Below are 14,767 nucleotides of genomic sequence, written 5' to 3' on the forward strand. Positions count from 1 at the left end.
CGAAGCTCAACAGCTAGGCGGCCTTGCCGCGCCCGCGCCACCAGACGGTGAACAGGCCCACCAGGCCCAAGCCGCCCGCCAGCAGCCAGCCCCACGGCAGTTCGTCTGCCGGCGGTGGGGGTGCCACGGCTGAGGCCGCTGTCTCGGGGCCGGCAAACGGGTTCAGCGCGATGTGCCCGGCCTCGCCCGGGGGCGGCGCTGCCGGGGTGGCCGTGGTGGCCGCCATCGTCAACGCGGGCAGGCCCGAGAGTTCGGCGGTCTGCACGCCGGTGCGCCACAGCCAGCCGAGGCCGCCCCACAAAAGGTAGGGCTCATCGTCGTCTTCGTTCGCCGGCCCGCCGGGCATCGGCGCCAGGCGCGGCTGGCGATCGTTCGGGCCGATCACATAGACCTCGCGGCCGGGTTGCTGGCCGGTCAGCACGTCGACGCCGAGGGCCACCACGCCGTCCGGCCCTGCGGCCAGCGACAGTGGGCGGCTGCGCTCGGCCCCCGGGCGTTTCCACAGTCCGCCCGCGCCGAAGCCGTAGTCCATGGCGCCGTTGGGCTTCAGGCGCCACAAGCCGGTGTCGTTCTCACCCTGTGAGCCGTACAAGGTGCCGGTGACCCAGGCGCCGCCGTCGTCGGTCGGCAGCAGGTCGGTCACCATCAGGCGTTGGCCCACCGGCGACGCGATGCTGCGCCCCGCGGCGCCCCAGCTGGTGTCGGCCTGGCCGTTGGCCTGCAGGCGCTGCACCATCGGGCTGCTGGTGCCCGAGGCGAGCGAGGTCACGCCCAGCCAGATGCGGCCGGCGGTGTCCACGCGCAGCGCGGCCACGTTGGCGTCGCCGCCGCCGAAATCGAGCGCCAGCCGGCCGGCCTTGCCGAAGGCCGGGTCGAGCCCGCCGCCGGGCAGCTTGCGCTCCAGCAGCGTTGGCTCGTCGTCGTCGTTGATGCGCCAGCGGGTGCCGTCGGGCCCGCGCACGGCCAACGGGCCGGCCAGCACGGCGGCCTGGAACAGGCAAAGGGCCAGTGCGGCCCCGGCCCCTGCGGCCCGGCGCCGGGCGCTCACTTGTTGATGTCGCCCAGGCAGAGGTACTTGACCTCGACGTAGTCGTCGATGCCCTGGTGCGCGCCCTCGCGGCCCAGGCCCGATTGCTTGACGCCGCCGAAGGGCACTTCGGCCGTCGAGATCAGGCCGGTGTTGACGCCGACCATGCCGTATTCCAGCGCCTCGCCGACGCGGAAGATGCGGCCGATGTCGCGGCTGTAGAAGTAGCTGGCGAGGCCGAACTCGGTCGCGTTGGCCAGCTCGATCGCCTCGGCTTCGGTCTCGAAGCGGAACACCGGTGCCACCGGGCCGAAGGTTTCTTCGCGCGACACGACCATCTCGGGCGTCACGTTGGACAGCACGGTCGGGCTGTAGAAGCGCTCGCTGATGCGCTCGCCGCCGGTGACGACGGTGGCACCCTTGCCCACCGCATCGGCCACATGCGATTCGACCTTGGCGATCGCCTGGTCGTCGATCATCGGGCCCTGGTTGACGCCGGTTTCGAAGCCGTTGCCGACCTTGATGCCCTTGGCTTTCTCGGCCAGCTTCTCGACGAAGCTGTCGTAGACCTTGGATTGCACGTAGAAGCGGTTGGCGCAGACACAGGTCTGGCCGGCATTGCGGTACTTGCTGATCATCGCGCCCTCGACGGCCGAGTCGATGTCGGCGTCGTCGAAGACGATGAAGGGCGCGTTGCCGCCGAGTTCGAGCGACAGCTTCTTCACCGTCGGCGCGCACTGCTTCATCAGGATGCGGCCGACCTCGGTGGAGCCGGTGAACGACAGGTGGCGCACCACGTCCGAATCGCACAGCACCTTGCCGACGGCGATCGAGTTGTCGGCATCGGCGGTGACGATGTTCAGCACACCGGCGGGCATGCCGGCGCGCTGCGCCAGCTCGGCCACGGCCAGCGCCGACAGCGGCGTGGCCTCGGCCGGCTTGATCACCACCGGGCAGCCGGCGGCCAGCGCCGGCGCGACCTTGCGCGTGATCATCGCGATCGGAAAGTTCCACGGCGTGATCGCCGCGCACACACCCACCGGTTGCTTGATGACCAGGTAGCGCTTGTTGTTGTCGGTGGTCGGCACCGTCTCGCCGTAGATGCGCTTGGCCTCTTCGGCAAACCACTCGAGGAAGCTGGCCCCATAACCGACCTCGCCCTTGGCCTCGGCCAATGGCTTGCCCTGCTCGGCGGTCATGATGCGGGCCAGGTCGTCTGCATTGGCATGCAGCAGGTGGAACCACTTCATCAGGATCGCGGCGCGTTCCTTGGCGGTCTTGTTGCGCCAGGCCGGCCAGGCCTTGTTGGCCGCGGCGATGGCCGCTTCGGCCGACTCGGCACCGAGGTTGGCCACGTCCGCCAGCTTGGAGCCGGTGGCCGGGTCGGTCACGTCGAAACGCGCGTCGCCGGCCACCCACTCGCCACCGATGAGCGAGTCGGTCTTCAGCAGGCTGGGGTCGTTCAGCGTCGAGAGGGGGGAGGTCTTCATGTCCATGGCTACATCCTATGCCGAGGTCGTCCGAGCGCTGTTACAGATGACGTTGCATGAGTCCCTGCGGGCATGCCGCGAGGGACTCGTTCAACGTTGCCTCAGCCGGCGACAGCGGCGTCGAAGGCGTCGGCGAGGATCTTCAGGCCTTCTTCGAGCTGCGCCTGCGGCACGGTCAGCGGCACCAGGATGCGCAGCACGTTGGCATAGCTGCCGCACGACAGCATCACCAGGCCACGCTTGATCGCTTCGGCGCAGACGCGCTTGGTCAGGTCGGCGTCGGGTTGGTGCAGATCGCCGTTCTTGAACAGTTCCACCGCGACCATCGCGCCGAGCGCGCGCACGTCGCCGATGGCCTTGTGCTTGGCGGCGATCGCCTTCAGCCCGTTGACCAGCGTTTCGCCGACGGCCTTCGAGCGGTCGAGCAGCTTTTCTTCTTCGAAGATGTCCAGCACCGCCAGCGCGGCGGCGCAAGCCAGCGGGTTGCCGGCGTAGGTGCCGCCCAGGCCGCCGGGCAGCGGCTTGTCCATCAGGTCGGCGCGGCCGATCACGGCCGAGATCGGGAAGCCGCCGGCCATCGACTTGGCCATCGTGACCATGTCCGGCGCCACGCCCCACTGCTCGCAGGCCAGCCAGGTGCCGGTGCGGCCGGCACCGGTCTGCACTTCGTCGGCGATCAGCACGATGCCGTGCTTGTCGCACAGGCGGCGCAGCGCTTGCGCAAACTCCGGCGGGGCGATGTAGAAGCCGCCTTCGCCTTGCACCGGCTCCAGGATGATGGCCGCGACACGCTCGGCCTCGACGTCGTACTTGAAGATGTGCTCGAGCGACTTCAGCGAGTCGGCCACCGACACGCCGTGCAGCGCGTTCGGGTATTCGGCGTGGTAGATCTCGGCCGGGAAGGGGCCGAAACCGGCCTTGTACGGCGCGACCTTGCCGGTCAGCGCCATGCCCAGCAGCGTGCGGCCGTGGAAGCCGCCGCCGAAGGCGATCACGGCCTGGCGCTTGGTTGCGGCGCGGGCGATCTTGACGGCGTTCTCGACAGCTTCAGCGCCGGTCGACAGGAAGTAGGCCTTCTTCGCGAAGTCGCCCGGGGTCTTGGCGATCAGGCGCTCGGCCAGGTCAATATACGGCTCGTAGGCCAGCACCTGGAAGCAGGTGTGGTGGACCTTGTCGAGCTGGGCCTTCACGGCGGCGACGATCTTCGGGTGGCGGTGGCCGGTGTTCAGCACCGCGATGCCGCCGCCGAAGTCGATGTAGCGCTTGCCTTCGACGTCCCACACCTCGGCGTTTTCTGCCCTGTCAGCGACCACGTCGTAGGTCTGGCCCAGGCCGGTGGGCATGGCGGCGCGGCGGCGCGCCATCAGGGCGGCATTTGTCTTGGCGGTGGCGGCGGGGTCGCGGTGCATATCGGGCTCCTGGGGGTGTGGTGCGGCGCCGGGCGAATGCCCCAAGGCGCCAAGACTGCCACTCTAGTCCCGCCGGGCCAGCCGCTACCATGTACAGCACCCAAGCCCCTGGTCGCGCACTGTGCTGGGTGCACGACCAGTACACCGCCCAACCGCCCGAATGCTGCTGACCCTCGATTCCCAGGCCGCCTTGCCGCTCGTGACCCAGATCGTGCAGGGCCTGGGCCGCCAGATCGACGAGGCGGCGCTGCGCGAAGGGACCAAGCTGCCGTCGATCCGACAGTTCGCCCAGAGCCACCAAGTCAGCGTCTTCACCGTGGTCGAGGCCTACGACCGGCTGGTGGCGCAGGGCTACCTCGTCTCTCGCCCGCATTCGGGCTTTTTCGTGCGGCGCCGGGCGGCAGCCGGTGCGGCCGAGCCGGTGCCGGCCAGCCCGCAGGGTTTCGACTCGGCCTGGTACCTGCGCCGCATCTTCGAAAACCGCCACTTGGCCGTCAAAGCCGGCTGCGGCTGGCTGCCGGGCGACTGGCTGTTCGAAGACGGCCTGCGCCGAGGCTTGCGCGCGCTCGCCGCCGACGATGCCGACCTGGGCGGCTACGGCGACCCCAAGGGCTACCCGCCGCTGCGCCAGGCCATTTGCGAGGCGCTGGCCGAGCAGCAAGTGACCGTGCCGCCGGCCCAGGTGCTGCTGACCCAGGGCTCCAGCCAGGCGCTGGACCTGTGCGTGCGCCGCCTGGTGCGCGCCGGCGACACCGTGCTGGTCGACGACCCGGGCTACGCCAACCTGTTGTTTTCGCTGCGTTTCCAGGGCGCCCGGCTGCTGGGTGTGCCGCGCACGCCGCAGGGCTACGACCTGGCCGCGCTGGAGGCGCTGGTCACCGAACACCGGCCCAAGGTCTTCTTCACCCAGCCGCGGCTGCAAAGCCCCACCGGCTCGGCCGCGCCGCTGGGCCAGTTGCACCGGCTGCTGCAGCTGGCCGAGAAACACGACCTGACGATCGTCGAGAACGACATCTACGTCGAGCTCGACCCCGAGCCGCGCCCCAGCCTGGCCAGCCTCGACCAGCTGACCCGCGTGATCTACATCGGCAGCTACTCGAAGACGATCTCGCCCAACATCCGCGTCGGCTTTCTCGCCGCCCACCCCGACCTGCTGGAAGACCTGGCCCAGCTGAAGATGATCTCGGGCCTGACCTCGGCCGAGTTCGGCGAGCGGCTGGCGCTCTCGGCGCTGCTCGACGGCCGCCGCCGGAAGCACCTGAAGTCGCTGCGCGAGCGCCTGGCCGAGGCCCACCAGCGCGTCGGTGGCCGGCTGGTGGCGCTGGGTTTCGAGCTGTTCGCCGAGCCCAAGGCCGGCATGTTCCTCTGGGCGCGCCACCCCAGGCTGCCCGATGCCCCGGCGTTGGCCAACCGCGCGGCCGAGGCCGACATCATGCTCGGCCCCGGCCACCTGTTCCGCGCCGAGTTGCAGCCGACCGACTGGATGCGCTTCAACGTCGCCTTCTCGGGCGATGAGCGGCTGTTCGCGTTTCTCGCGCGCGAGCTGGAATAATCGCCAGTTCCCCTTTTGGTTTCCCTTTCCCTCCGCGCATCACCGCGCGGCATGCACCCAGAAAGCCCCGGATGAAAGCCTCCGAGATCCGCCAGACCTTTTTGAAGTTCTTCGAATCGAAGGGCCACACCATCGTCGCCTCGAGCCCGGTGGTGCCCGGCGACGACCCGACGCTGCTGTTCACCAACGCCGGGATGAACCAGTTCAAGGACGTCTTCCTCGGCTTCGACAAGCGGCCCTACAACCGCGCGACGACCTCGCAGAAGTGCATCCGCGCCGGCGGCAAGCACAACGACCTCGACAACGTGGGCTACACGGCACGCCACCACACGTTCTTCGAGATGCTGGGCAACTTCTCGTTCGGCGACTACTTCAAGCACGACGCGATCCAGTACGCCTGGGAGCTGCTGACCGAGCACTTCAAGCTGCCCAAGGAAAAGCTCTGGGTCACCGTCTACGAAGAAGACGACGAGGCCTACGAGATCTGGAACAAGGTCGTCGGCGTGCCGGCCGAGCGCATCGTGCGCATCGGCGACAACAAGGGCAAGCGCTACGCCAGCGACAACTTCTGGATGATGGGCGACACGGGCCCCTGCGGCCCCTGCACCGAGATCTTCTACGACCACGGCCCCGAAGTGGCCGGTGGCCCTCCCGGCAGCCCCGATGAAGACGGTGACCGCTACATCGAGATCTGGAACAACGTCTTCATGCAGTTCAACCGCACCGAAGACGGTGTGATGCACAAGCTGCCCAAGCCGAGCGTGGACACCGGCATGGGCCTGGAGCGCATCACCGCGGTGCTGCAGCATGTGCATTCGAACTACGAGATCGATCTGTTCGTCGCGCTGCTGGCGGCGGCGAAGAAGGCGGTCGATGCGGCGGGTGGTGGTGATTGCGACAAGGACTCGCCGAGCCTGAAGGTCATCGCCGACCACATCCGCACCTGCACCTTCGCGGTGGTCGACGGTGTGATCCCGGGCAACGTGGGGCGTGGCTCCGTGCTGCGCCGCATTGCCCGGCGTGCGATTCGCCATGGCTACAAGCTCGGCTCGCGCAAGCCCTTCTTCTACACGCTCGTGCCGGCGCTGGTCGAGCAGATGGGCGAGGCCTATCCCGAGCTGCGCCAAGGCGCGACGCGTGTCACCGAGGTGCTCAAGCAAGAGGAAGAGCGCTTCTTCCAGACCATCGCGAACGGCATGGAGCTTCTGGAGACCGCGCTGGCGGCCAAGCCGGCCATGCTCGATGGCGACACCGCCTTCAAGCTGCATGACACCTACGGCTTCCCGGTCGACCTGACCGCGGATGTCTGCCGTGAGCGTGGCGTGAAGGTCGACGAAGCGCGCTTCAACGTGCTGCTGAAAGAGCAGAAGGATCGTGCTCGCGAGGCGGGCAAGTTCAAGATGGCCCAAGGCCTCACGTACGAAGGCACGCCCACCACCTTCCACGGCTACGACGAGCTCGTGCACGAAGGCGCCAAGGTCACCGCGCTCTACGTCGACGGCAGCCAGGTCGACCTGGCTCGCGCCGGTGACGATGTCGTTGTGGTGCTTGACCACACGCCGTTCTACGCCGAGAGCGGCGGCCAGGTTGGCGACGCCGGCGAGTTCCGCAACGCCACCACGCGCGTGGTCGTCGACGACACGCTGAAGATCCAGGCCGACGTGTTCGGCCACCACGGCAGCGTCGCCGAAGGCGAGATCAAGGTCGGTGACGTGTTCACCGCCAAGGTCGATGCCGAGCGCCGCGCCAAGACCGTGCGCAACCACAGCGCGACCCACCTGATGCACAAGGCGCTGCGTGAAGTGCTGGGCGCCCACGTGCAGCAGAAGGGCTCGCTGGTCAACGCCGATCGCACCCGCTTCGACTTCGCCCACACCGGCCCGATGACCGACGAGCAGATCGCCAAGGTCGAGGCCATCGTCAACGCCGAGATCCTGGCCAACGCTGGCGCGTCGGCCCAGGTGATGGCGCTGGACGATGCGCAGAAGAGCGGCGCGATGATGCTCTTCGGCGAGAAGTATGGCGACACGGTCCGCGTGCTCAGCATCGGCTCCAGCAAGGAGCTGTGCGGCGGCACGCACGTCGGCCGCACCGGCGACATCGGCCTGTTCAAGATCGTGGGCGAAGGCGGCGTGGCCGCCGGCATCCGCCGGGTCGAAGCGGTGACCGGCGAGAACGCGCTGGCCTACCTGCAAAGCCTGGAGAACACGGTGAACGGCCTGGCCGGCTCGCTGAAGGTGTCGCCCGCCGAGGTGCCGGCCCGCATCGCCAGCGTGCTGGACCACGTCCGTACGCTGGAGAAGGAAATCGCCGCGCTGAAGGGCAAGCTGGCGTCTTCGCAAGGCGACGAACTGCTGTCGCAAGCGGTCGACGTCAAGGGCATCAAGGTGCTGGCCGCGACGCTCGAAGGCGCCGACGCCAAGGCCTTGCGCGAGACGATGGACAAGCTGAAAGACAAGCTGAAGACCGCGGCCATCGTTCTGGCGGCAGTCGACGGCGGCAAGGTCCAGCTCGCGGCCGGGGTGACCAACGACTCTACGGCTAAGGTCAAGGCCGGCGAGTTGGTCAACTTCGTCGCCCAGCAGGTCGGCGGCAAGGGCGGCGGCAAGCCCGACCTGGCGATGGCTGGCGGCACTGACCCGAGCAAGCTGATCGCCGCGCTGGCGAGCGTGCCGAACTGGGTGGCTGAGCGCGCCTGACGTACCGCCCAACAGAAAGGGCCGAGACGCTTTGCGGCGTCTCGGCCCTTTTGCTTGCCGACGCGGCGGAGCGTCAGGGTGCGTTCTTCAGGTTCTTGTCTAGGAACTTCTCGGCGCGGGTCCAGAAGTCGATCTCGTTCTTGTCGAGGAACCAGCCGTGGCCTTCCTCGTTGTAAACGACGGATTCGAGGCCCGGATTCTGGCCCTTCAGCTTGTCGAGCAGCTTGTTGTAGTGCTCGATTGGCACGCGGGGGTCCTGCCGGCCGTGACCCATCAACAACGGTGACTTGATCTTGGCCGCTTGCTTCAGCGGCGACGTGGCGTCGAGCTGCGCAGCGTCGGCCTGGCGGTCGCCAATGAGCGCTGGCATGCCGAAGGCTTTCCAGTCCGCTCCGAAGTCGCTCCAGTTGCTCGTGTACATCAACTCGATGTCGGTCACCCCGAAATAGTCGATGCCGCAACGGAAGACGTCGGGGTAGCGGACCAGACCCATCAAGGTGGCATAGCCGCCGTAGCTGCCACCGGCAATACAGACGTGCTTTCGGTCGGTAATGCCCTTGTCCACGGCCCATTGCACGGCGTCGACCAGGTCGTCCTCCATCGCGAGGCCCCATTGCTTCCAGGAAGCGTAGGTCAGCTTCGAGCCGTAGCCCGTGCTACCGCGGTACTCAGGCTCCAAGACTGCGTAGCCGCGCGAAGCCAGGAACTGGCTCGTTTCGTCCCACTCCCACTCGCCGCCGCGAACCCACGGACCGCCGTGAACCAGCACGATGGTCGGCGCGGCACCTTTGACGCCATTGGGGCGCGTGACATGCACCGGAAACTGAAGTCCGTCGCGCGCCTTGATGCGCTCGAAGCTGCGCGAGGACATTTCCTCGGGCTTGATCCACGGGCGCGTGCCGGACACGGGTTCAACCTTGCCGCTGGCCACGTGGTAGAGCACGAAAACGCTGGGCTGGCGATCGGAATATGCTTCGACCAGTACGCGGGAAGGATCGTCGCAAGCACCGCAGTCGATCAGGTTGTTGGTGTTGGGCAGCAGCTTGTCGACCTGTTCCTGGATGGCCTTGAGCTTGGGGTCGAACCAGTGCGTGCCTTTGGCATCGGTCAGGTAGTTGACGCCGACGACCTTGCCCTTGGCGTTGTAGACCAGCGAGCCGTAGAAATCGTAGCCCGGCGTGGCGACGAGGGGCACGAGTGGCGGCGAAGGCTTCTTCATGTCCATCGTCGCCAGGACGCTGGTGCCGTCGGCGTTCTCTCCGCCGGTGACGACGTAGAGCCGCTCGTCATCTCCCAGGCCGAGTACGTTCAGCACGGCGTCTTTGCCGACTACCTTGTCGTATCGAGGCATCTGGCGCAACAACGTCCAATCTCCTTGCGCGTTGGATCGCCAGTGGATGTTGGTCGTCGCCTTGTCGTTCGAATAGACGACGCGCGCGTTGCCGGTGGAATCGGCGACCCAACCCGTGGATTGGGGTGGAGCGTTTTGCCCCACGACTTCGGAACGCCCCGTCTCGGTGTTGAGCTTGATCAGTTGACGGCTGGTCAGAGAGTCGTCGGTGGCCCAGTTGTTCTTGACCACCAACACGTTCAGGCTGCCGTCATGCAGCAGCGAGTGAAATGAGTGATTGGGATCGAGGGACAAGTCGCGTGGGCGAACCCGCGCGATCTCTACCGGTGCGTTGACTTCTGCGGCCTCCCAAGTTCGCCTGATGAGCACTTTTGGGTTCTCGTCGCCACGGCGGTCGACCGAGAACAGGCCGGCCGCGTGACTGTGAAAGTAAGTCGCGTTCCCCTCCCGCATCTTGAAGATGAGGCGATCGTCGTTGACCCAGCGCACGTCCGACACGTCGGCGTCGTTGTAGGCGGCCACGATCTTCGCTTCGCGCTTCTCGCCCAGGTCGATGATCACGAGCAACTGGTGCCCCGTCTTGTCGTTGTAACGGGTGGCCGCAAGGTACTTGCCTGAAGGCGACAGTACCGCTGTACTGAGGATAGGCTTCTTGAAAAAGTCCGCGACCGGCGGCGGTGCCGCCTGCGTCACCGCCGTGCCGGCGGCCAATACGAGCCCGGCCATGAATCGCGCCATTGTCATTCCCTGCTCCCTCTGGTGTTCATCTGAAACAGCGGCGAATTCTGCCCGAGCGCGCCGCGTTTTCCAGCGCTTTTAGGGTTGATTCCAATGCCCAGACCATCGCGGAAAACCCCTGCGTATCATGGCGCTCCCCCTGCGACAACAAGGACACCACCGTGGCCATCACCCTGTCTTCTGCGAGCCTGCCGATCTTCCGTACCGGCCTGGCCAATCTGGACCATTGCCTGGCCAAGGCCGAGGCCAATGCCGCGGCGCGCAAGTTCGACCCGAACGTGCTGGTCGGCGTGCGCCTGGCGCCTGACATGCTGCCGTTCGCCGCGCAGATCCGCATCGCCTGCGACGCGGCAAAGCTGGCCGTGGCGCGCATCTCGGGCATCGAGGCACCGAAGTTCGACGACAACGAATCCACGTTCGCCGACCTGCGTCAGCGCGTCGCCAAGACGCAGGAATGGCTCGCCACCGTGCCGGGCGACAAGCTGGATGGTCGCGAAGAGGTCGACATCACCTTCCCGGTCGGGCGCGACAAGACCCGCACGATGAAGGGCGAGGCTTACCTGAAGCACTATGCGCTGCCGAACTTCTTCTTCCACGTCACGATGGCGTATGCGCTGCTGCGCCACAACGGCGTCGACCTGGGCAAGTCGGACTACCTGCTGGGCGCCCAGGCGGGCAACTGACGGAAGACTTGGCCGATGGCAATTCAGATCCGCCCGTTTGAGGATGCCGACGAACCCGCCGTCGTGGCACTGTGGCAGCGCTGCGGCCTGACGCGGCCCTGGAACGACCCGGCCAAGGACATTCGACGCAAGCTCGCCGAACAGCCCGATCTGTTCGGCGTGATGGTCGACGAGGGCGAGATCGTCGGCACCGTGATGGCCGGCTATGAAGGCCATCGCGGCTGGATCAACTACCTGGCGGTCGATCCGTCGCGCCAGCAGCAGGGTCTGGGCCGTCAATTGATGGATTGGTCGGAAGCGCGGCTGCGCGAGCGCGGCTGCCCCAAAATCAACCTCCAGGTCCGGCGGGGCAACGAAGCCGTGCTGGCCTTTTATGCGGCGTTGGGATACGCCGACGACAACGTGGTGAGCCTGGGCAAACGGCTCGAGCACGACCAGCATTGATCGACCGCTTCACAGCACGAGGCGCCCACAAGGTGCCAGGGAGACACGGATGAGTTCGAACCCACCGGCCCTGTCGGCGCCCGCCTTGTCGGCTGGCCTGCAGTACAGCGAACTGCGCCAGCACGAGCTGCGCAAGTCCCGCGTGATGATGATCGACGGCAACCTGACGTTGAACGGCCGCAGCAGCGAGGGCGGCACCAGCGCCCGGGTCTACCGCGATGGCTACTGGGGCTTTGCGTCAGTGCCCGGCACCGGCGCCGACGCGGCCCAGCGGGTGGGCCGCCAGGCGCACGACAACGTGCAGGCGATGGCGCGCTTCGGCCAGCGCTCGTCGGTGGCATTGCCTGTGGGCGCCTACCGCGGCGAGCATGTCTACCGCGGCCGCCAGGCCCTGGGGCAGGCCGAGATCCAGGACCGCCTGGCTGCACTGAACGCGTGGTGCAAGCATCGTTACCCGGGCCTGAAGTCGATCCGCTTCGTGGTGGCCGACGAGCATCACTCGAAGTGGCTGGCCACCAGCACCGGCGGCCAGTCGCTGGCCAGCATCCAGCGTGCGTTGTGTCAGGTGGTGTTCGTTGCCCAATCGGCCGACGGTGCGCCGGTCGAGCTGGTCGAGCAGGTGTCCGGCAAGGGCAGCCTGGCCGACATCGACTGGTCGATCGACACGCTCGCGCCGCAGCTGGACGAGCTGCACCGCCACCTGCGCGCCAAGTGCGAGGCCGTGCCGGCGCGCGGCGGCCTGCAAACCGTGGTGCTGGCGCCGCCGCTGGCCGGCATGCTGGCGCACGAGGCCATGGGGCACCCGTGCGAGGCAGACATCGTGCTCGGCGGCGCGGTCACCGGTGGGCTGTTGGGCCAGCGGGTCGCGAGCGACCTGGTCAGCATGGTCGACTTTGCCCACCGCTACCAGGGCGACGAGGTGATGATCCCGGTCTACGCCGACGACGAAGGCACGCCGGCGCGCGACGCCTGGCTGATCAAGAACGGCATCCTGACCGAGTTCATGAACAGCCGCGAGACGGCGGCCCGCCTGGGCGCCGCACCCACCGGCAGCGCGCGCGCCTACGGGCCGAGCGACGAGCCGCTGGTGCGCATGCGCAACACGGCGATCCTGCCCGGCCAGTCGACGCTGGACGAGATGATCGCCGGCGTCGACAGCGGCTACCTGCTGATGAAGACGGCCAACGGCCAGGCCGACTCGACGACCGAATTCATGTTCGGCATCAGCCTGGCCTACGAGATCAACAACGGCAAGCTGGGCCCGGCGATCCGCGACACCACGGTGTCCGGCTCGGCGATCAAGGTGCTGCAGTCGGTCGATGCGGTGTCCAACGACATGTACTGGAGCTGCAGCGGCTACTGCGGCAAGAAGCAGCCGATGGTGGTGTCGATGGGCGGGCCCGCGCTGCGGGCGCGCGCGCACATGGGGGGTGAATGATCATGGCGGCCCAAGACTTCGACCCCGTCTTGCGTGACCACGCCGAGCAGGTGCTGGGCCTGATGCGCGCGCAGGGCTTCGACCAGGCGCAGGTGAGTGTCGGCTGGCATCGCCAGAGCGAGCTGAACGTGGCCCACAACGAGCCCAGCCTGATGCGCAGCACCGAGCAGAGCCGGGTGTCGCTGCTCGGCCTGCTCGACGGCCGGCGCGCGAGCACCGAGTTGAGCTCGCTCGACCCGGCTTCGCTGCGCCATGGTGTCGCCGAGCTGTTCGCCGCGGCGCAGGCCGCGCCGCAGGACGAAGCCAACACCGTGTCCAGCAGCCAGCACGCCCGTGTCGTGCAGGGCCCGCAAGAGGCCGACCCGGTGCTGCTGGCCGACACGATGGCCGAGCTGCTGGCCTTTCGTGCCCGCGAAACGCCGCGATTTACGCTCGAAGAGGGCAGCACCGCGCACCACCTGAGCCAATCGCACACGCTCACCACGGGCGGCAGCGACCTGGCCAGCCGCGCCGGCTGGTTGTCGCTCGGCGCGTTCGGCACCGCGCGCGAGGGTGACCGCACCAGCTCGTTCAACCACGCCGGGGGCGACACGCACGATTGGGCCGGCCAGTCGGCCGAGGCCTGGTTCGGCATCGGCGACATGATGCGCGACACCTCGCAGCAGATCGACACCGGTCGCTTCAGCGCCAAGTTCGTTGGCGACGTGGTGTTCACGCCGAACGCGGTCGATGACCTGCTGGGCTGGCTGCTGGGCCAACTGGGTGACGCGCAGCTGATCGCCGGCAGCTCGCTCTACCGCGACCAGGTGGGCCAGGCGATTGCCTCGCCCTTGCTGGGGTTGGCGAGCCGGTTCGCGGCGCCTGGCGTGGTGCCATTGTCCGGCGATGCCTTCAACACCCCGCCGGTCGATGTATTGACCCAGGGCCGGTTGCAGACGCTGCTGCCCAGCCTCTACGGCAGCCGCAAGACCGGCCTGGCCCATGTGCCGACGACCTATGGCTGGGAGATGGCGGCCGGCACCACCCCGAGGGCCGAACTGGTGGGCCAGGTGGAGCGGGGCGCGATCGTCGGCCGCCTGTCGATGGGCATGCCGGCCGCCAACGGCGACTTCTCGGGCGTGATCAAGAACAGCTTCCGCATCGATGGCGGTGTGGTCGGCCCGGCGTTGTCCGAGGTCATGATCAGCGGCAACATCGCCCGCATGCTGAAAGAGATCCTGGCCGTCAGCCGCGAGCGGCTGGACACCGGCAGCACCGTGCTGCCCTGGCTGCGCATCGGCGGCCTGCATTTTTCGTGAGCACGATGAGCGAACCCAGCACCATCCCTTGGACCTTGCGCCGTGCCCGGCCGTCCGACGCCGAGGCTTTTGCCCGCATGATGCAAGAGCACGAGGTGTTCCGGCAGCTGCTGCAGCTGCCGTTCCCTGACGCCGAGTTGTGGCGCACCCGCCTGAGCAGCCAGAACGCGCCGACCAGCCCCGAGCTGCACCTGGTGGCCGAGGTGCAGGGCGAGGTCATCGCCAGCGCCGGCCTGCACCCCGCGGCGACGCAGCTGCGGCGCCGCCATGTGATGGCGCTCGGCATGTCGGTGGCGGTGCCTTGGCAGCGCCGTGGCGTGGGCTCGGCCCTGATGACCGAGCTGTGCAACTACGCCGACAACTGGCTGGGCGTGTTGCGCATCGAGCTGGGGGTCTATGCCGACAACCTGCCCGCGCAGGCGCTGTACCGCAAGTTCGGTTTCGAGCTGGAGGGGCGGCAGCGGGCGTATGCCCTGCGCGACGGCGAATACGTCGACTCGCTGATGATGGCGCGGCTGCATCCGCACCCCCCACGCTGGGCCCCGGCCGCACCAACAGCGGCCTGAACGCGCGTCAGGTGCCCCGCAGCGCCGAGCCGGCGTGCGACACTTTCGGATTACCCGAAGCGAGAGGAGGGT

Annotated in this window: 11 protein-coding genes; 7 read left to right on the forward strand and 4 right to left on the reverse strand. The window is 67.7% G+C overall.

Annotated elements, in window-relative coordinates; genetic code table 11:
* Window positions 1–13: 13 nt before the first annotated feature.
* The 3 genes from ACE3SG_RS13915 to gabT form a co-directional block, all read right to left on the reverse strand.
* Window positions 14–1,048 carry a hypothetical protein gene (locus ACE3SG_RS13915; RefSeq protein ID WP_374565821.1) on the reverse strand — a complete coding sequence of 345 codons (1,035 nt, stop codon included), beginning with the start codon at window positions 1,046–1,048 and terminating at the stop codon, window positions 14–16.
* A complete protein-coding gene (locus tag ACE3SG_RS13920; protein WP_374565823.1) occupies window positions 1,045–2,523 on the reverse strand; it encodes an NAD-dependent succinate-semialdehyde dehydrogenase in 1,479 nt (492 codons plus the stop codon). Before ACE3SG_RS13920 ends, ACE3SG_RS13915 begins: the two co-directional genes overlap by 4 nt.
* Before the next feature lie 95 nt (window positions 2,524–2,618).
* Window positions 2,619–3,926, reverse strand: coding sequence for a 4-aminobutyrate--2-oxoglutarate transaminase (gene gabT / locus ACE3SG_RS13925; protein ID WP_374565825.1), 1,308 nt, complete (start codon window positions 3,924–3,926; stop codon window positions 2,619–2,621).
* 163 nt (window positions 3,927–4,089) lie between these two features.
* On the opposite strand from gabT, the gene ACE3SG_RS13930 reads away from it, so the two are divergent.
* Complete coding sequence (locus ACE3SG_RS13930; RefSeq protein ID WP_374565986.1) at window positions 4,090–5,478, forward strand: PLP-dependent aminotransferase family protein; 1,389 nt, start codon at window positions 4,090–4,092, stop codon at window positions 5,476–5,478.
* A 71-nt stretch (window positions 5,479–5,549) separates the two neighbouring features.
* A complete protein-coding gene (alaS, locus tag ACE3SG_RS13935; protein ID WP_374565827.1) occupies window positions 5,550–8,177 on the forward strand; it encodes an alanine--tRNA ligase in 2,628 nt (875 codons plus the stop codon).
* Between the two features lie 73 nt (window positions 8,178–8,250).
* Here alaS and ACE3SG_RS13940 read toward each other — a convergent pair whose 3' ends face one another.
* A complete protein-coding gene (locus ACE3SG_RS13940) occupies window positions 8,251–10,272 on the reverse strand; it encodes an alpha/beta hydrolase family protein (RefSeq protein WP_374565828.1) in 2,022 nt (673 codons plus the stop codon).
* 155 nt (window positions 10,273–10,427) lie between these two features.
* Between ACE3SG_RS13940 and ACE3SG_RS13945 the strand changes: the two genes are divergently transcribed.
* Genes ACE3SG_RS13945 through ACE3SG_RS13965 form a run of 5 tightly spaced genes read left to right on the forward strand, consistent with a single transcriptional unit; the run spans window position 10,428 to window position 14,695 of the window.
* On the forward strand, window positions 10,428–10,949 hold the full coding sequence (locus ACE3SG_RS13945; protein ID WP_374565830.1) for a DUF1993 family protein: 522 nt from the start codon (window positions 10,428–10,430) through the stop codon (window positions 10,947–10,949).
* A 21-nt stretch (window positions 10,950–10,970) separates the two neighbouring features.
* Window positions 10,971–11,393, forward strand: coding sequence for a GNAT family acetyltransferase (locus tag ACE3SG_RS13950; RefSeq protein WP_374565987.1), 423 nt, complete (start codon window positions 10,971–10,973; stop codon window positions 11,391–11,393).
* A gap of 49 nt (window positions 11,394–11,442) precedes the next feature.
* Complete coding sequence (locus ACE3SG_RS13955) at window positions 11,443–12,831, forward strand: TldD/PmbA family protein (protein ID WP_374565832.1); 1,389 nt, start codon at window positions 11,443–11,445, stop codon at window positions 12,829–12,831.
* Window positions 12,832–12,833: 2 nt separating this feature from the next.
* The gene (locus ACE3SG_RS13960) at window positions 12,834–14,129 is read left to right on the forward strand and encodes a metallopeptidase TldD-related protein (RefSeq protein WP_374565834.1); all 1,296 of its coding nucleotides are present in this window, start codon (window positions 12,834–12,836) and stop codon (window positions 14,127–14,129) included.
* 5 nt (window positions 14,130–14,134) lie between these two features.
* Window positions 14,135–14,695: a GNAT family N-acetyltransferase gene (locus tag ACE3SG_RS13965; protein WP_374565837.1), complete on the forward strand. Its 561-nt coding sequence runs from the start codon at window positions 14,135–14,137 to the stop codon at window positions 14,693–14,695.
* The last annotated feature ends 72 nt before the right edge of the window (window positions 14,696–14,767 follow it).

The organism is Ideonella sp., from assembly GCF_041914305.1.
GTDB lineage: Bacteria > Pseudomonadota > Gammaproteobacteria > Burkholderiales > Burkholderiaceae_C > Ideonella.